The sequence below is a fragment of the Pseudomonas chlororaphis subsp. piscium genome, assembly GCF_003850345.1.
Taxonomy (GTDB): Bacteria; Pseudomonadota; Gammaproteobacteria; order Pseudomonadales; family Pseudomonadaceae; genus Aquipseudomonas; species Aquipseudomonas piscium.
Map to the genome: position 1 here is coordinate 2105035 of NZ_CP027707.1, position 17428 is coordinate 2122462.

A 17428-nucleotide genomic window follows, 5' to 3' on the forward strand; every position below is an offset into this window, starting at 1 on the left:
CAGGACCTTCTGCGCCTGGCGGCGCAACGCCTGCTACGCGGTCGATCGCAGCCTGCGGCAGCGGCTACATGGAATCGCATTCCTCTGTAGGAGCGAGCTTGCTCGCGAAAAATCTCCCGGCTTGCACAGCAGGCGGCAGGGAAATCGCTTCGCGAGCAAGCTCGCTCCTACAGAAAAGCGGATCACCATCTAGGCGATGGAACAATAGTCCCGTCCCCATGATCTAGTCTTGGCAAGCCCAGGGAGAGATCGCCATGTACCGCTTTTTCGAGCAGCTCAGTTCCCGTATCGCCGCGCCCTTTGTCCGCGAGAACAGCCGCAACAGCAAAGTCTGGCCGTGTCGCTGCGGGCAGTCGCTGTTCTTTCGCAATAGTCAGTGCCTGGCCTGTTCGGCGGCCTTGGGTTATCAGCCTGAGCAGAGTCGCCTGTCGTCGCTGCAGCCGGGGTCGGAGGTCGATACCTGGCTGCTGGATGTCGACCCGCAGGCGGGGCTGTTCCGGCGCTGCGACAACCTCGATACCCCGGCGGCCTGTAACTGGCTGCTGCCGGCTTATGGCGCCGACACCTTGTGTGTGGCGTGCCGGCTGAACCGGACCATTCCCGATCTTGGCGTACCGGAAAATCCCGAACGCTGGCGCAAGGTGGAAATCGCCAAGCGCCGTCTGGTGGCGCAACTGGTGAGCCTGGGGTTGCCGCTGATCGCCAAGACCGAGGATGAAGCGGCTGGCCTGGCTTTCGATTTCCTCGGTGTCGATCGGCAGGGTAAGGCGCCGATGACCGGCCACGCCAACGGCCTGATCACCCTCGACATCAAGGAAGCCGATGACGCCTATCGCGAGCAGGTGCGGGTACAGATGCGCGAACCCTATCGCACCTTGCTCGGCCACTTCCGGCATGAGGTGGGGCATTACTACTGGGACCGCCTGATCGCCAACAGCCATTGGCTGGAACCCTGTCGCGCACTGTTCGGCGACGAGCGTGCGAGCTACGCCGAGGCCCTGGACCGGCATTATCAACAGGGCGCGCCGAACGATTGGTCGCAGGCCTACGTCAGCGCCTACGCCACCATGCACCCCTGGGAAGACTGGGCGGAAACCTGGGCCCATTACCTGCACATGATGGACGCGGTCGATACCGCGTTGGGCTTCGGCATGAGTGCCCGGGAAATGGACTTCGACTACCAGCCGTTCCCACTCGATACTCTGTATGACCCACAGCACCCAGGCGGCCCGGCGTTCCTCTCTTTCGTCAACGCCTGGATCGAACTGGCGGGCATGCTCAACGAATTGTCACGCAGCATGGGCCAGCCGGACTTCTATCCCTTCATCCTGCCACCGGCAGTAATCGCCAAGCTGCACTTCATCCACCTGGTGATCCAGCAAGCCGGCGGCAAGGCCGACGAAGTGCTCGAACAAGCCTGACACCGCCAACTGCTTCTGTAGGAGCGAAGCTTGCTCGCGATGCAGGCGACTCGGTCCGGCAGAAGACCGCGGCGATGCTATCGCGAGCAAGCTTCGCTCCTACCAGGGGCGGTCAGCGAGCTGTGCGCACGCCATCGAGCAGCGCATCAACCGCCGCGCGAGCCATCTCCACGGAATGCACCATGGACCAGATCAACCCGCGTTCGATGCCGCTGCCCTGTTCGGTGATTTCATCCGAGACTTCTTCGGCGCATTTGAGCAGCAGCGAAACATGCATCAAGGCTTCTTCGGCATTTACCCCGGCCTGCACCGCGAACAGCGGGCGCTGCTGGGCGTCGCGCAGGCCGAACGGCTGGCTGCGGGTTTCTTTGAGCTGTGTGAGCAGTGGTTGCTTCTGGTCGTTGAGCGACAGGAGCAGGGAGATATTCGCCGCATCCAGTTCAGGATCGCGTAGTCGGCGCGGGGTAGTGAGTGGCGGATCGGGGACGAGCTTTTTCATGTGGGTACCTACGACTCTCTGAAAGATGAAAGCCGCCAATCTCGCTTCCACACGAGAGGGTGGCAGCCATGCGTGGGTGTGGAAGACCGGGGAGTCCTTGGTACCCAAAACCCGGCGCACCCGAAGGTGCCCCACGCATGGTCGCCATAACACGGACCTGCGGACGCAAAACGTCAGCAGTCGCTGTTGAGCGCTGTACCAATGACTTTTCCAGACTTCCACATCCGGGTCGTTGAAACTGCAACGACCCACGCAGACTGCCCGATCAAATTCAGGGGTACAACCGGCCCAAAGGCGTTCCAGAGTTTCTAGGAAACCCCTTACAAAACAAAGCGAAAAATCGACTGCCGGCTCGCCGCAAAACTGCCATTCAGCTCATGCGTGGTCCCCTGTAGCCGCTGCCGCAGGCTGCGATCGACTGCGAAGCAGTCGCCAGCCATTTGATTGCGCGCCACCGAAACACGGTGTCACCCGCGATTGCGGCCGCTACGCGACCGAGCACAGCCTGCGGCAGCGGCTACAGGAATCGGCGACTGGGCGGGGGAGAGGGGTAATGATCCAAGTACTTGAAGCTGTTCAGATTTTTTAATCTTTACGGAGCGGTTGTAACTTCGCCGCAGATAGGTACAATGGCGCGGCTCGCCGTCAGGTGAGCGTCGTTATGGTGACCCCATTGGTCCCCTCGCAACGATCAGCCGTGAACCCGGTCAGGCCTGGAAGGGAGCAGCCGCAGCGGTGACATTGTGTGCCGGGGTGTGGCTGGTGGGGTTGCCTCCATAACGCCCAAGCGATTTGTAGTCGCCCCTCTGTTTATATCCCTCTTTCGTTCTTTTGTAGCAACGCACGATATTGATGATCTGCGTTTACTCTCCGTTCTGATATTTTTACTCCTTCATTACCTGTTAAGCCTTTCATGGCCCTTTGCCTTGCTTCCCTTCCTGCTATTGGGGAGAATCCTCGCCGCTTTGATACGCAATTTGTGTCATGGCATGGATGTTGTTACGGAAGTTATTCAAAAGGGTAGGGAGAAGGGCGTGAAGAAATTATTTAAGTGGGTAGGCATCATCTTTGGTTGCCTGGTGGTTATCGGGATGGTTTCCAACGCAATGAAGTCTCCTGAGCAAAAGCAAGCCGAAGCTGCGGCGCTTGAGCAGCATCGTGTAGAGCAGGCTGCTGCTGAAAAGGCTAAGGTAGTCGCTGAATTGGCGGCGATGCCTGTCGTAACTGCCTCTGCTATTGCCTCGGCTTATGATGCAAACACGGTCGCGGCTGACCAGCAGTTCAAGGGTAAGAAGTTCAAGGTGTCGGGCACTGTTGCAGATATCAACACCAACTTCATGGGGCAGCCTTATGTAACGTTGCGCGGTGGTGTGAATCAGTTCATGGAGCCGCAATTTGCCTTTGAAAAGTCTGATGCTGAGCAGTTGGTCAGTCTCAAAAAAGGTTCGAAGGTTATCTTGCTTTGCACAGGTAAAGGCGATGTGGCGAAAGTCCCGATGTCGGATTCTTGCTCGCTGCTCTGATTTATTTAACAGGCTCCATAAGAAGGGGGGGTCATTAAAAATGGACCCCTTTTTTGCATTCGGCCTTTGCTCATTCTGTATTTGACGGAAAAACGTCAGTCGACGTCTATCCAGGTCAACATTACAAGGGTGTATTCAAAGCCCAGTCGCTCGTTTCATTTTCCCAATCGCTCCTGCAACAACTGCGCAAACGCGTCCCGTGCGGTGTAGCGTTCTATTTCCTTGTTCCAGACAAAACGAATGTCGATCGGTTGCAGGTCGGCGAAGCGGTGGCGCGTCAGGTCCGCGGACAGGGTGTAGCGGTCGAGCACGCCTTCCGGGGCCAGGGTCATGCCGGCGCCGGCGCTGACGCAGTTGATGATGGTGCCCCAGCTGGCGTAGCCGATGATGGTCGCGGTCACGTCGTGAGCGTTCAGCCAGTGCTCCAGGGCGCGGCGGTAAGGGCAGCCGCCGGGCCACATGAACAGGGTCTGGTCTTGCAGGTCTCGTGGGTTCAGTACGGGTGCGGCGTCGGCGCTGGCGACCAGCACCAGGGGCTCGCTGTAGAGGGCGGTGCGCTCCAGTTTTGGGTGGGGCGTGTCGACTGCAACCAGCGCGCCGTCGATCCGGTGGTGTTGCAGCTCTTCGAACAGTTGCGACCAGGTGCCAGTTACCAACTCCAGGGTGACCTGGGGAAAGCGCTGGTGGAATTCCGCCAGCAGCGGCGGCAGGCGTCCGCCGGCACAGGATTCGATGGCGCCGATGCGCAGGATGCCGCTGGGTTCGGCCTGGCGATCGACGGCGCGTTTGGCCTCGTCCACCAGGGCCAGGATGCGCTCGCTGTAACCCAGAAAGATCTCCCCATCCGGACTGATTTTCAGCCCGCGACCCACGCGGATAAACAGATTGGTGCCCAGTTCGCCTTCCAGTTGCTTGAGGCGGTTGGTGATGTTGGAGGGCACGCAATGCAGTTGTTCCGCCGCCCGGGCAATGCTGCCGGTGCGGGCGACCGCTTTCACCATCTTCAGCTGGCTCAGTTCCATTGCTCATTTCCAGTGAGGTCTGGTCTCAGTATCCGTTAATTGTGGTGAGTTGTGGTGGGCGAGAGACTGAAGACCTTCCTTGTGCTGCTGAGTGTCTGTCCCTTGAACATCTCACCTGCGTTGAAACTGGTCCTGGCGACCGCCGCGGTCATTCTGTGTTGGGCCTATTCCCCGGTGGGTATCCACATCGGTCTGGAGGGTTACGAGCCTGGCCATCTGGCGTTGCTGCGCTTTCTGATCGCCTCGCTGTTCATGGGGGCCATCGCCCTGGTGAAAAGAATCGCCCTGCCACGCTGGCGCGATCTGCCCTGGTTGCTGGTGCTGGGCTTTTTTGCCATCACCCTGCATCACATCAGCCTCAACTATGGCCAGCAGGGGTTGAGCGCGGGGGCGTCCAGTGTGCTGGCGCAGTCCGCGCCGATCTTCAGCACCCTGATTGCGTTTTTCTGGTTGAGGGAGCCAGTCAGCAGCTGGCGCTGGGGTTGTGTCGGGCTGGGGTTGCTGGGGGCGGTCGTGGTGGTCTGGGGCGACCAGGGCGTGGCGTCGATTAAGCCTCAGGGATTGCTGGTGCTGCTGGCGGCCTTCTCCTGGGGGTTGTACTTCGTGTTGCAGCGGCGTTATTCGGGGCGTTACGACCTGTTGACCACCGTCTGCTACATGGTCTGGGCCGGCACCTTGCTGTTGAGCCTGTATTGGCCGGGGCTGGCGGTCGCGGTGGTCCAGGCGCCGTGGCGGGTGAACCTGGCGGTGTTGCTGCTGGGGCTGTTTCCCAGTGCGTTGGCTTACCTGGCGTGGGCTTATGTGCTGGCACGGGTCGAGGTCAGCCGGGCATCCATCGCCATGTACCTGATACCACCGATCGCCATGCTGTTGGCGGCGCTGGTCCTGCATGAGCGGGTGCATGGCGCGGTGGTCGTGGGGGCGGCGATCGTCCTCGGCAGTGTGATGGCGATGCAGCTGGAGGGGCGCTGGGCGCGGCGCCGCTCTGTGCTGCGGGGTGCTGTCGGCGTGGCTCCCGTTCACTCCAGGGCCGGGCAGAACACCCTGAGTCGATGCTCGTCCGGGTCCAGGGCGACGAAGGTGTAGCCGAAGTCCAGGCTGGTCGGGGCCTGGGCGATGCTCGCGCCGGATTCGACCCATTGGCCGTGCAGCCGGTCGACGGTCTGGTTATCGGCCACGGCCAGGGCCAGTTCGCCACCACCGCCGACGACCTGGGTGGCCGGCTCGACATCCTGCCTGGACCAGAGGCCGAGCTTGAGCCCCGAATCGAGGATGAACAGGGCGAAGGTCGGCGACAGCTCGACCGGTGGCCGGTCCAGCAGGCGGCTGTAAAAGTTGGCGCTGGTGGCGGGGCTGTCGACGTAAAACAGAAGGTAAGTGCTGGTGGCGATCATCTGGACTCCTGGAAAGGTTGGGCTGTGCACGCCAGTTTATGGGGCGTGGCTGTCAGTTCCTGTCAGGAGTCATCCGGGGGAAATAAAGAGGAGGCAGGCTATCGGCTTCGATAGGGCTGCCTCCTCTTCGTGTTGCTCGGCTCTAAGGCTTGGACAAGGCCAGGTCTACCGCTGCTATCAGCTTTCCCAGGTCCTTCGGGGTGGCTTTGTGAATGACACCGAACAGATACGCCCGCTGTTCGTCTTCGTCGCCCAGATCTGCGAAAAAGGCTTTCAGCTTCACCCCCAATACATCGGCCAGCAGGAACAGGGCTTCCACACTGGGGGTGTAGGTGCCGGTTTCGAAGCGGCTGATGGTTTTAGGGTCAAAACCGGTTTTTTCGCCTAGTTCAGCCTGAGTAAGCCCCGCTACCTTGCGGTAACGTCTGATGGCTGGACCCAAACTTGAAATTTGCATCGCTCAATTCCCATTTAGAATCAAGAACTTAACGATAAATCTTTGCATTAGGCAACGCCATGATTCATCACCTTGCCTTGCAAAATGTGATGCAATTCGTAGAATCGTCGCTTCGGACAGGCATTTGGTGATCTAGTTTCAGAAGATGAACTGATGAAACAAGAACTCATTGCATTTTCCTTGTTCACCAGAATCGAGGGTATGGCGCAGGCGCGAACGTCTCGCTGATGATTGCCAGTGTCCCACCCGCCAAATTCGGCTGATCCTTAACTGATTTTAGTTGATCTTCGTCGATTCGAAGGTCAATGACGGTGTCGGTCGCTGTACGGTTGCAATTGTGTCAGGTGGGGCGAGACGGTGCGCCATTTTCCGTGAGTCGGCCTCTTGCCGGCTTGTTTGGGCTGGCATTGTCGAATGCTGTCTATGGAGTTTTAACGTGCGTCTGAATGTGCCGGTCACCTCTGTTGAGCAGATATTTTCGGACCAGCAGCCTAAGCCTGCCTGGGATTGCGAAAATATTGAGGATGAACGCCCAAACATCTCTTCCGGGCCTCGTGCCTTGGTCGAGCGGTTTAACCGCTAGCGACAGTGAGCCAGACTCATGGATGAGAAATACCGCAGGGCCGTGGATGCAGCCGCTATTTTTTCCGAGACCGACCTGACCGGCCGGATCACTTACGTCAACGACCAGTTCTGTTCGATTTCCGGCTACAGCCGCGAAGAGCTGCTGGGTTCCAATCACCGGATCCTCGGCTCCGGCCTGCACTCCCCCGAATTTTTCAGCAACATGTGGCGCACCATTGCCCTGGGCCAGGTCTGGAAGGGCGAGATCTGCAACCGGGCCAAGGACGGGACCTTGTATTGGGTCGACAGCACCGTTGTGCCCTTGCTCGATGAGGCCACTGGCCGGGTCCAGCGGTATGTGGCAATTCGTTTCGATATCAGTGAAAAACGGCGCTTGCTGCACTCCCTGCAATGGCGTGTCGGCCACGATGTGCTGACCGGTTTGCCCAACCGTTCCTTCCTTTCCGATCTGCTCAACCAGGCGCTGGATTACTCGCGCAAAGAGAACATTGCACTGGCGGTGTGCATGCTCGATCTCGACGGCTTCAAGGCGGTCAACGATGGCTATGGGCACGCCAGCGGCGACTTGTTGTTGGTGGAGGTCGCGGCACGCCTGCGCTCGATCATTCGCGGCGAAGACGTGGTGGCGCGCCTGGCCGGGGACGAGTTCGTGCTGATCCTGCGCCATGTGCGTGACATTCGTGAGTTGCGGGCGGCGCTGCACCGGGTACTGGGAGTGATCTCCACGCCCTATCTGATCCAGGACAAGGAGATCAACGTCTGCGCCAGCATCGGCGTGACGCTGTTCCCCGCCGACAACGACGATGCCGACACCTTGCTGCGCCATGCCGACCAGGCGATGTACGTGGCCAAGCAGAGCGGGCGCAATCGCTTTCACCTGTTCGATGTATCGCGGGACCGCGAGGTCAAGGCCACCCATCAGACCGTGGAGCGGGTCCGGCAGGCGCTGGCGGCCGGCGAGCTGTGCCTGCACTTTCAGCCCAAGGTCAATATGCGCAGCGGCGAGGTGGTGGGTTTCGAGGCGTTGCTGCGTTGGCAGCATCCGCAGCGGGGCATGGTCGCGCCTCGGGAGTTCCTGCCGCTGGTGGAGGAGACCGACCTGATCGTCGATATCGGCGAGTGGGTGATGGAGCAGGTCATGGCCCAGTTGCGGCAGTGGCAACTGGCCGGACAGCGCTGGCCGATCAGCATCAATATCGCCGCCCGGCATTTCCAGCGGGCGGATTTTGTTGACCGGCTCAAGGCGGTGCTCGAGCGCCATCCGCAGATTGCCCCGCAGTTGCTGGACCTGGAAATCGTCGAGGCGGTGGCGGTGGAGAATATCCAGCACGTCAGCGCTTGCCTCGAAGCCTGCCAGGCGATGGGGGTGCAGTTCTCCCTGGGGGATTTCGGCACCGGGCATTCGTCGCTGAGCTACCTCAAGCGCTTGCGCACCCAGACCATCAAGATCGACCGCATGTTCGTGAGCGACATGCTGCACGACAAGGGCGATCTGGCGCTGACCCAGGCCTTGATCGGCCTGGCCCGGGCGTTTGACCGGCAGGTGGTGGCCGAAGGCCTGGAAACCCTGGAGCACGGCGAGTTGCTGATGTCGCTGGGCTGTGACGTGGCGCAAGGCTATTTCATCGCCCCGCCCATGCCGGCCAGCGAGGTGCCGGGCTGGGTGGCGACCTTCTTGCCGCCGCTGGAATGGTGCCCGCAGGACGAGGCCGGTTGACGCCTACGGTGTCTCATAGCTCTGCGGAGCGCTCTCGGTCGGCCTGTGGCCGGTGTACAGGCCGATGATGTCGTCGATCTCTCCTGACATTTTCATCCGCAACAAGGTGCGCAGCACTCGCTGTACCGGCAGTGCCGGATCGTTGCGGATGACGCAGCCGACCGCCTGTTCCTGCAGGACGGCCACGCCGTGCAGTTGCTGCTCGGGCGGCAGGGTCTGATTGAACCAGTCCAGCGTCCATTGGTTGCTCACCGCATAGCGGTAGCGGCCGGCCCAGAGTTTTTGCAGCACCTGTTCCTGATTGCGCGCGTCGTCGCGGATCAACTGGCGGCTGTCGAACAAGGGTTGCAGGGAAGGGTAGACATAGCTGAGGACGGTGCCGATGGGTTGCGTCGGTAGCTCCTTGGGAGTGACCGGGAGCGTGGGCTGCTCGCGGCTGATCAGCAGGTCGCGCTGGATGAACAGCGGGATACTCCAGACGTAATCGCCGGACGGGTTGGGCAGCCAGGACTGGGCGGCATAGCAGCGGATATCGATTTCCTTGTGGTCCATGGCCGCCTGCACGCGGGCCCGGGCCAGGACGTGGAATTCGGCCGGGTTGCCGACCTGGGTGGCGAGGCTGGCCATCATGTCGTGGAGAATGCCCTGGGTGGGACGGCCGCGTTCGATCTGTACCACGGGCATGGCCCAACTGTCGGCGATCGAAAAGCGCAGGGCCGGTTCTGCGGCAAAACCCTCCATGGCAACCAGCAAAAAGGCGCCCAAGGCTAAACGCATAGAGTCTCCATGCAGGAAAAAGGCCACTGACGAGCCTTACAAAGAGCAGCTTAGCCAGATTAGACGAGCGCACCGGATGCAATTTCGCCCTTGCTCCGCTAGCATTACGGGCTTCCGCTTCCCAGTCGCGACGGTTTTCGATGAGTTATCAGGTTCTTGCACGTAAATGGCGTCCGCGCTCGTTCCGCGAAATGGTCGGCCAGACCCATGTGCTCAAGGCTCTGATCAATGCCTTGGACAGCCAGCGGCTGCACCATGCCTATCTGTTTACCGGCACCCGCGGGGTGGGCAAGACCACCATCGCGCGGATCATTGCCAAATGCCTGAACTGTGAAACAGGTATCACTTCCACGCCCTGTGGCACCTGCTCGGTATGCCGCGAGATCGACGAAGGGCGCTTCGTCGACCTGATCGAGATCGACGCCGCGAGCCGGACCAAGGTCGAGGACACCCGCGAGCTGCTGGACAACGTGCAGTACGCGCCGAGCCGCGGGCGCTTCAAGGTCTACCTGATCGACGAAGTGCACATGCTGTCCAGCCACTCGTTCAACGCCTTGTTGAAGACCCTGGAAGAGCCGCCGCCCTACGTCAAATTCATTCTGGCGACCACCGATCCGCAGAAACTTCCGGCAACGATTCTTTCGCGCTGCCTGCAGTTCTCCCTGAAGAACATGACCCCGGAGCGGGTGGTCGAGCACCTGACCCATGTGCTAGGCGTCGAGAACGTGCCGTTCGAAGACGACGCACTGTGGCTGTTGGGCCGCGCCGCCGATGGGTCGATGCGCGATGCCATGAGCCTCACCGACCAGGCCATCGCCTTCGGCGAAGGCAAGGTCATGGCCGCCGATGTGCGGGCGATGCTCGGTACTCTCGATCACGGCCAGGTCTACGACGTTCTGCATGCGCTGATCAACGGCGATGCCAAGGCCTTGCTGGAGGCCGTACGCCACCTGGCTGAACAAGGCCCGGACTGGAACGGCGTGCTGTCGGAGATTCTCAACGTCCTGCACCGTGTGGCCATTGCCCAGGCCTTGCCGGACGGTGTCGACAACGGGCATGGCGACCGCGACCGGGTGCTGGCTCTGGCCCAGGCGTTGCCGGCCGAAGATGTGCAGTTCTATTACCAGATGGGCCTGATCGGCCGGCGCGACCTGCCGCTGGCGCCGGACCCGCGGGGTGGTTTCGAGATGGTCCTGCTGCGGATGCTGGCCTTCCGGCCAGCGGACTCGGCAGACGCGCCGAGACAGCCGCTAAAGCCAGTGGGGATCAGCCAGGCCACAGTTGATTCCGCCCAATCCGTGGCTGGCGCAGCGGTTGCTGCGCCGGTAGTTGCTGCTCCCGCACCGGTTGCGGCACCGGTGGTCGAGGCTGCTCCGGCGGTTGCCCCTGTCGCAGTACCCGCACCTGCTCCTGTAGCGCCCGTGGCGCCTGCGCCGCAACCGGTGGTCGAGACGCCGCCGCAGGCAGCGCCTGTCGTCGCCGAGGAGGTGGTCGACCTGCCGTGGAACGACCCGGTTGAACCAATTGTCGAGCAGCAGCCAGCCGTCGAGCCCGTGCTGGAGACCGCCGCGGAACAGCCTGAGCTGACCCCGATGCCGACCCCGACCCCGGACAGCGTGGTGCCGGATGCGCCGGAATGGGTCAGCGCCCCGGTGCCGGAGCCCAGCGTTGCCGAGGTCGATGCCGCGACACCGGGTATCGACCTGGACGACGAACCGCCGCTGGACGAAGACTACATCGAGCCGGACATGGATTCGGCCTACAGCTACCTGGACGAACTGGCCAGCGAACACGCCGCTGATCCCGAGCCGGAACCCGAGCCGTTGCCGGCTGCCCAGCCGGCCACCGGCCTGGCGCTGGAGTGGCTGGAGCTGTTCCCGAAACTGCCGATTTCCGGGATGACGGCGAGCATCGCCGCCAACTGCACCTTGATCGCCGCCGAGGGCGACAACTGGTTGCTGCACCTGGACCCGGCCCACAGCGCCCTGTTCAACGCCACCCAGCAGCGCCGTCTGAACGACGCCCTGAACCAGTACCACCAGCGCACGCTGACGGTGAGCATCGAGCTGATCAAGCCCGAGCAGGAAACCCCGGCCCAGGCGGCGTCGCGCCGTCGTGCCAATCGCCAGCGGGAAGCCGAGGAGTCGATCCACGGCGATCCGTTCATCCAGCAGATGGTGCGGGAGTTCGGCGCGGTGGTCCGTCACGATACTATTGAACCTGTCGAGGCCCTGGTCAGCCAGGGTTAATAACTGAAGGGCGCCGGGCCTTGAGGCCGGGCGCTGTTTTTATCCAAGTACTTTGAGGTGATTCCCATGATGAAAGGTGGCATGGCCGGCCTGATGAAGCAGGCGCAGCAGATGCAGGAAAAGATGGCCAAGATGCAGGAAGAACTGGCCAACGCCGAAGTCACCGGCAAGGCGGGTGGCGATATGGTCACCGTGGTCATGACCGGTCGTCACGACATCAAGCGTGTGAGCATCGACCCAAGCCTGCTGGAAGGCGTCAGCGAAGATGACCGCGAAGTGCTGGAAGATCTGTTCGCCGCCGCCGTCAACGACGCCGTGCGCAAGATCGAAGCCAACAGCCAGGACAAGATGTCCGGCGTGACCGCTGGCATGCAACTGCCTCCGGGTATGAAACTGCCGTTCTGATTCGCGCCAGCGCATCGGTCGGACTCGAAAATGCCAGGCATCGCGCCTGGCATTTTTGTTTGTGGCGCCTGTAGCCGCTGCCGCAGGCTGCGATCGAGCGCGGAGCGGTCGTCATTCAGGCGACGGAGTCTAGCTGGATGGCCGCGGTTGCAGCCTGCGGCAGCGGCTGCGGGAGGAGAAACAGCGAACGCCGAGCGCTGTACGATAGTCTGTAGTCTGTATGGACTGAGCATTTGACGCTAATCGGAGGCGCGGGTATAAACCGCGTCTCGTCGTTTTGTCGGACCTTTACCCATGAGCTTCAGCCCCCTGATTCGCCAACTGATCGATGCCCTGCGTACTTTGCCGGGCGTGGGTCAGAAAACCGCCCAGCGCATGGCCTTGCAGCTGCTGGAGCGCGACCGCAGCGGCGGTACGCGACTGGCCCAGGCGCTGAGCCAGGCCATGGAGGGCGTCGGCCACTGCCGCCTGTGCCGCACCCTGACCGAGGACGATCTGTGCCCGCAATGCGCCGATCCACGGCGTGACGACACGCTGTTGTGCGTGGTCGAGGGGCCGATGGACGTCTACGCGGTGGAACAGACCGGTTATCGCGGTCGTTACTTCGTGCTCAAGGGCCACCTGTCGCCTCTCGACGGCCTGGGCCCGGAAGCCATCGGCATTCCCCAGCTGCTGGCGCGGATCGAAGAGCAAGGCAGCTTCACCGAGGTGATCCTGGCCACCAACCCGACGGTGGAAGGCGAGGCGACCGCTCATTACATTGCCCAGCTGTTGAGCAACAAGGGTCTGATCACCTCGCGTATCGCCCATGGCGTGCCTCTGGGCGGCGAGCTGGAGCTGGTGGACGGCGGCACCCTGGCGCACTCGTTTGCCGGGCGCAAGCCGATCAGCCTGTAAGCGTTTCGGCCAGCAAGCTCGCCCCTGCGGGGACGGCTTGCTCGCTGGCCGCGTTCCATCGCTTAAACGCGACTCTTCTTGAAAACCAAGCAAGCGCTAGGTAAGTTTCCTCAACCTTCAGAGGAGCTTGCCGATGTCTGCCTGCCAGGAATACTTCGACCCTAGCCATCAGTTGGTCCGCGACAGCGTTCGGCGTTTCGTCGAGCGGGAAATCCTCCCGGACATCGATCAGTGGGAGGAGGCGCAAGGCTTCCCCCGCGAACTCTACCTCAAGGCCGGCGCGGCCGGCATCCTGGGCATCGGCTATCCCGAGGCCCTGGGTGGCAGCCATGAGGGCGATCTGTTCGCCAAGATCGCCGCCAGCGAGGAGCTGATGCGCTGTGGCTCCGGCGGCCTGGTGGCGGGCCTGGGCTCGCTGGACATCGGTTTGCCGCCGGTCGTCAAATGGGCGCGCCCCGAGGTCCGCGACCGGGTGGTGCCGCAGGTATTGGCGGGCGAGAAGATCAGCGCCCTGGCGGTCACCGAGCCCGGTGGCGGTTCGGACGTGGCCAATCTGCAGACCCGGGCGCTGCGTGACGGCGATTTCTACCGCGTCAGCGGCAGCAAGACCTTTATCACCAGTGGCGTGCGCGCCGATTTCTACACGGTGGCGGTGCGTACCGGCGAGCCTGGTTTCGGCGGCATCAGCCTGCTGCTGATCGACAAGGGCACGCCGGGCTTCACCGTCGGCCGGCAACTGAAGAAGATGGGCTGGTGGGCGTCCGATACCGCCGAGCTGTTTTTCGACGATTGCCGGGTGCCGGTCAGCCACTTGATCGGCGTCGAGAACATGGGCTTCGCCTGCATCATGGGCAACTTCCAGAGCGAGCGTCTGGCGCTGGCCCTGATGGCCAACATGACCGCGCAGCTGGCGTTGGAGGAGAGCCTGAAGTGGGCCCGGGAGCGCGAGGCGTTCGGCAAGCCCATCGGCAAGTTCCAGGTGATCAAGCATCGTCTGGCGGAGATGGCGACCGCGCTGGAGGTGTCCCGCGAGTTCACCTATCGCCAGGCGGCGAAGATGGCGGCGGGCCAGAGTGTGATCAAGGAGATCTCCATGGCCAAGAACTTCGCCACCGACACGGCCGACCGCATCACCCACGATGCGGTGCAGATTCTCGGTGGGCTGGGCTACATGCGTGAGAGCCTGGTGGAGCGGCTGTACCGCGACAACCGCATCCTGTCCATCGGCGGCGGCACCCGGGAAGTGATGAACGAAATCATCAGTAAGCAGATGGGGCTGTAGGCCTGCCAGAGGAGTGGGGCGCTATCTGTAGGAGCAGCCGGTCGACGCTCGATTGCTCGCGATAGCGCCGGCCCTGGCAAGCCAAATGGCAGCGATTTACCGCTCGCTCAACGAAAACTGCGTCAGGCAGAAGGTTGGAATGCCCATGTCTTGCAGGCGCTGCGAACCGCCCAGTTCCGGCAGGTCGATGATGGCGGCGGCCTCGTAGACTTTTGCCCCCATGCGGCGCACCAGGTTGGCCGCGGCGATCAGGGTGCCGCCGGTGGCGATCAGGTCATCGAACATCAGCACCGAATCGCCTTCGCACAGGCTGTCGGCATGCACTTCCAGGAAGGCTTCGCCGTATTCGGTCTGATAACCCTCGGCAAGCACATCGGCCGGCAGCTTGCCTTGCTTGCGGAACAGGATCAGCGGTTTGTTCAACTGGTAGGCGATGATCGAGCCGATCAGGAAGCCGCGGGCGTCCATGGCGCCGATGTGAGTGAAGTCTTCTTCGACATAACGCTGGGCAAAGGTGTCGGCGACCAGGCGCAAGGCCTTGGGCGACTGGAACAGCGGGGTGATGTCACGGAAGATCACGCCGGGCTTGGGGAAGTCGATGACTGGGCGGATCAGGGATTTGATGTCGAAGGAGTCGAAGGCCATCGTGGCGGTGTCCTGGCGGGCATGAAGTGGAGCGCGCCAGTATAGCCCCGACCGAGCCGCTTGGCTCGGTCGGGAGGCTCTGCCTCAGCCTTCCAGGGAGCCGCCGGCGAGGGCGCACAGCTGGATCGGGTCGAGAATGTGCACCTCTTTGCCTTCAGCGGCGATCAACGCGTTCTGCTGGAAGCGGGTGAACACCCGGGACACGGTTTCCACCGCCAGGCCCAGATAGTTACCGATCTCGTTGCGCGACATGCTCAAGCGGAACTGATTGGCCGAGAAGCCGCGGGCACGGAAGCGCGCCGACAGGTTGACCAGGAAGGTGGCGATGCGCTCGTCGGCGGTCTTTTTCGACAGCAACAACATCATCTGCTGGTCGTCGCGGATCTCGCGGCTCATTACCCGCATCAGCTGGCGGCGCAGTTGTGGCAACTGCAGGGCCAGTTCGTCGAGGCGTTCGAAGGGGATTTCACAGACCGACGTGGTTTCCAGGGCCTGGGCGGAGACCGGGTGGATCTCGGTGTCCATGCCGGACAGGCCGACCAGTTCGCTGGGCAGGTGGAAGCCGGTGATCTGTTCTTCGCCGCTGTCGCTGAGACTGAAAGTCTTCAGCGCACCGGAGCGCACAGCATAGACGGAGTCGAATGCGTCGCCCTGGCGAAACAGGAACTCGCCTTTTTTCAGGGGGCGGCCGCGTTTAACGATTTCGTCCAGCGCATCCATGTCTTCCAGATTCAGAGAAAGTGGCAGGCAGAGGGGGGCCAGGCTGCAATCCTTGCAATGGGCCTGGTTGTGAGCGCGCAGTTTTACTGGCTCGGACATTCAATAGAATCCTTGTGGGAAAACACACATAAGCCGTAAGGGTAACTCACGGGAGGAGGTTCCGGCCAGTCCGTGGCGTATTGGCGCTTAGTCGTAAAGCTGTCCGTTTGTAGCCTCCAGGCCACTCCGGGAAAATGCGCTCGTGCAGTCCATTCAAGGTATTTCCAGCGCTGACCGTCACTTGCACTCGCCGATTGTCTCGGCGTCAAGTATCAGGCTCGCTTACGTCCTGTCTCTCCAGACAGTTTTTGCCTGTCATCTGCGACAAGTTGCCGCGCCGAACGGTCAGGTCGCGGCTCATGAGGCCCTAGATGACCCGGGAAAAACGCTGTCGATTCTGTTGCTCCAGATACGTGTCGAACACCATGCACACCGAACGCACCAGCAGGCGCCCGGCCGGCAGCACTTCAATGCCTTCGTTGCTCAGCTTGATCAGGCCGTCTTCGGCCATGGCTTGCAGTTGTGGCCACAGCTCGCCGAAGTAGCCTCGAAAGTCGATGTTGAACTGCTGCTCGATGGCCTCGAAGTCGAGGCTGAAGTTGCAGATCAACTGCTGGATCACCGCGCGTCTGACGCGGTCGTCCTGATTGCACACCAGGCCACGGCTGGTGGCCAGTTGCGCGCCGCCCAGCAGGTTCTGGTACTGGGTCAGGTCGCTGCTGTTCTGGCAGTACAGGTCGCCGATCTGGCTGATAGCCGAGACGCCCAGGCCGATCAGGTCGCAGTGGCCGTGGGTGGTGTAGCCCTGGAAGTTGCGTTGCAGGGTCGACTCTTCCTGGGCGATTGCCAGCTCGTCGTCGGGCAGGGCGAAATGGTCCATGCCGATGTAGCGGTAACCCGCGGCCGTCAGTTGTTCAATGGTGCGCTGCAGCATCTGCAGCTTTTCCGCCGGGGCCGGCAGCTCGTGGCTGTTGATCCGCCGTTGCGGCATAAAGCGCTCCGGCAGGTGGGCGTAGTTGAACACCGAGAGCCGGTCCGGTTGCAGGTTGATGACTTCCTCGACGGTGCGGGCGAAGTTGTCCGGCGTCTGTTTCGGCAGGCCGTAGATCAGGTCGATGTTGATCGAACGAAATTGCAGGGTGCGTGCCGCTTCGATCACCGCGCGGGTTTCTTCCAGGCTCTGCAGGCGGTTGACCGCGCGCTGTACCGCCGGGTCGAGGTCCTGCAAGCCGATGCTGACCCGGTTGAAACCCAACTCACGCAGCAGGCCCATGGTCGACCAGTCGGCTTCGCGGGGGTCGATCTCGATACCATAGTCGCCCGAATCGTCGTCCAGCAGGTTGAAGTGCTGGCGCAGGTGGCCCATCAACTGCCGCAGCTCGTCATGGCTGAGGAAGGTCGGGGTGCCGCCGCCGAAGTGCAGTTGCTCGACCTTCTGCCCGGGGTCGAGGTGGCAGGCGATCAGCTGGATTTCCTGTTCCAGGCGTTGCAGGTAGGGCAGGGCGCGCCCGCGGTCCTTGGTGATGACCTTGTTGCAGGCGCAGTAGTAGCAGATGTTCGCGCAGAACGGCACGTGCACGTACAGCGACAGCGGGCGCAGCGCCTTGCGGCTTTCGCGCAGGGCGTGGAGCAGGTCGAAGGTGCCCACCTGGCTGTGGAATTGCACAGCGGTGGGGTAGGAGGTGTAGCGCGGTCCCGCCAGGTCGTAACGGCGGATCAGATCGGTGTCCCAACGAATGGCGTCGAGCATGCGGGAATTCCCCCGGTAGGCAGGCAGTGTTCGCGAGTCTAGGGGG

General features: G+C 61.9%; 16 protein-coding genes and 1 other RNA gene. 9 read left to right on the top strand and 8 right to left on the bottom strand.

The genetic code is table 11. The annotated features are described in order from the left end of the window. Positions 1-254 precede the first annotated feature (254 nt). Positions 255-1421, top strand: coding sequence for a zinc-binding metallopeptidase family protein (locus tag C4K38_RS09605; RefSeq protein WP_053278128.1), 1167 nt, complete (start codon positions 255-257; stop codon positions 1419-1421). 112 nt (positions 1422-1533) lie between these two features. On the opposite strand, the gene C4K38_RS09610 is transcribed toward C4K38_RS09605, so the two are convergent. Beyond that, positions 1534-1920, bottom strand: a complete 387-nt coding sequence (locus tag C4K38_RS09610) for a DUF6124 family protein (protein ID WP_053278129.1) — start codon at positions 1918-1920, stop codon at positions 1534-1536. Positions 1921-2591: 671 nt separating this feature from the next. On the opposite strand from C4K38_RS09610, the gene ffs reads away from it, so the two are divergent. Then, positions 2592-2688, top strand: an RNA gene (ffs, locus tag C4K38_RS09615) — signal recognition particle sRNA small type. After that, on the top strand, positions 2676-3443 hold the full coding sequence (locus C4K38_RS09620; protein WP_170181102.1) for an OB-fold protein: 768 nt from the start codon (positions 2676-2678) through the stop codon (positions 3441-3443). Before ffs ends, C4K38_RS09620 begins: the two co-directional genes overlap by 13 nt. 155 nt (positions 3444-3598) lie before the next feature. Here the strand turns inward: C4K38_RS09620 and C4K38_RS09625 are convergent, their stop codons facing one another. Beyond that, a complete protein-coding gene (locus tag C4K38_RS09625) occupies positions 3599-4465 on the bottom strand; it encodes a LysR family transcriptional regulator (protein ID WP_053278130.1) in 867 nt (288 codons plus the stop codon). A 102-nt stretch (positions 4466-4567) separates the two neighbouring features. Between C4K38_RS09625 and C4K38_RS09630 the strand changes: the two genes are divergently transcribed. Beyond that, positions 4568-5551: a DMT family transporter gene (locus C4K38_RS09630; RefSeq protein ID WP_053278131.1), complete on the top strand. Its 984-nt coding sequence runs from the start codon at positions 4568-4570 to the stop codon at positions 5549-5551. Here C4K38_RS09630 and C4K38_RS09635 read toward each other — a convergent pair. Continuing rightward, positions 5485-5859 (bottom strand): VOC family protein, encoded by a 375-nt coding sequence (locus tag C4K38_RS09635; RefSeq protein ID WP_053278132.1) that lies wholly within the window; start codon positions 5857-5859, stop codon positions 5485-5487. The genes C4K38_RS09630 and C4K38_RS09635 overlap by 67 nt on opposite strands. Positions 5860-6001: 142 nt before the next feature. Beyond that, complete coding sequence (locus tag C4K38_RS09640) at positions 6002-6316, bottom strand: helix-turn-helix domain-containing protein (protein WP_007922376.1); 315 nt, start codon at positions 6314-6316, stop codon at positions 6002-6004. 601 nt (positions 6317-6917) lie between these two features. On the opposite strand from C4K38_RS09640, the gene C4K38_RS09645 reads away from it, so the two are divergent. Next, positions 6918-8618, top strand: coding sequence for a putative bifunctional diguanylate cyclase/phosphodiesterase (locus tag C4K38_RS09645; RefSeq protein WP_053278133.1), 1701 nt, complete (start codon positions 6918-6920; stop codon positions 8616-8618). 3 nt (positions 8619-8621) lie between these two features. On the opposite strand, the gene C4K38_RS09650 is transcribed toward C4K38_RS09645, so the two are convergent. Beyond that, positions 8622-9395: a substrate-binding periplasmic protein gene (locus C4K38_RS09650; protein ID WP_053278134.1), complete on the bottom strand. Its 774-nt coding sequence runs from the start codon at positions 9393-9395 to the stop codon at positions 8622-8624. Between the two features lie 140 nt (positions 9396-9535). On the opposite strand from C4K38_RS09650, the gene dnaX reads away from it, so the two are divergent. From dnaX to C4K38_RS09670, 4 genes are all read left to right on the top strand, one after another. Next, the gene (gene dnaX, locus C4K38_RS09655; RefSeq protein WP_053278135.1) at positions 9536-11644 is read left to right on the top strand and encodes a DNA polymerase III subunit gamma/tau; all 2109 of its coding nucleotides are present in this window, start codon (positions 9536-9538) and stop codon (positions 11642-11644) included. A 66-nt stretch (positions 11645-11710) separates the two neighbouring features. After that, entirely contained in the window at positions 11711-12049 is a 339-nt protein-coding gene (locus tag C4K38_RS09660) for a YbaB/EbfC family nucleoid-associated protein (protein WP_007922383.1), read from the top strand. Between the two features lie 294 nt (positions 12050-12343). Beyond that, on the top strand, positions 12344-12946 hold the full coding sequence (gene recR / locus C4K38_RS09665) for a recombination mediator RecR (protein WP_025804252.1): 603 nt from the start codon (positions 12344-12346) through the stop codon (positions 12944-12946). Positions 12947-13079: 133 nt separating this feature from the next. Beyond that, positions 13080-14228 (top strand): acyl-CoA dehydrogenase family protein, encoded by a 1149-nt coding sequence (locus C4K38_RS09670; protein WP_053278136.1) that lies wholly within the window; start codon positions 13080-13082, stop codon positions 14226-14228. A 96-nt stretch (positions 14229-14324) separates the two neighbouring features. On the opposite strand, the gene C4K38_RS09675 is transcribed toward C4K38_RS09670, so the two are convergent. The 3 genes from C4K38_RS09675 to hemN all read right to left on the bottom strand — a co-directional run bounded on the left by C4K38_RS09675 (position 14325) and on the right by hemN (position 17382). After that, positions 14325-14873: an adenine phosphoribosyltransferase gene (locus tag C4K38_RS09675; protein WP_053278137.1), complete on the bottom strand. Its 549-nt coding sequence runs from the start codon at positions 14871-14873 to the stop codon at positions 14325-14327. A gap of 84 nt (positions 14874-14957) precedes the next feature. Further along, complete coding sequence (gene fnrA / locus C4K38_RS09680) at positions 14958-15692, bottom strand: Crp/Fnr family transcriptional regulator FnrA (protein WP_009047936.1); 735 nt, start codon at positions 15690-15692, stop codon at positions 14958-14960. Positions 15693-15999: 307 nt separating this feature from the next. After that, the gene (gene hemN / locus C4K38_RS09685) at positions 16000-17382 is read right to left on the bottom strand and encodes an oxygen-independent coproporphyrinogen III oxidase (RefSeq protein WP_053278138.1); all 1383 of its coding nucleotides are present in this window, start codon (positions 17380-17382) and stop codon (positions 16000-16002) included. Positions 17383-17428: the final 46 nt, after the last annotated feature.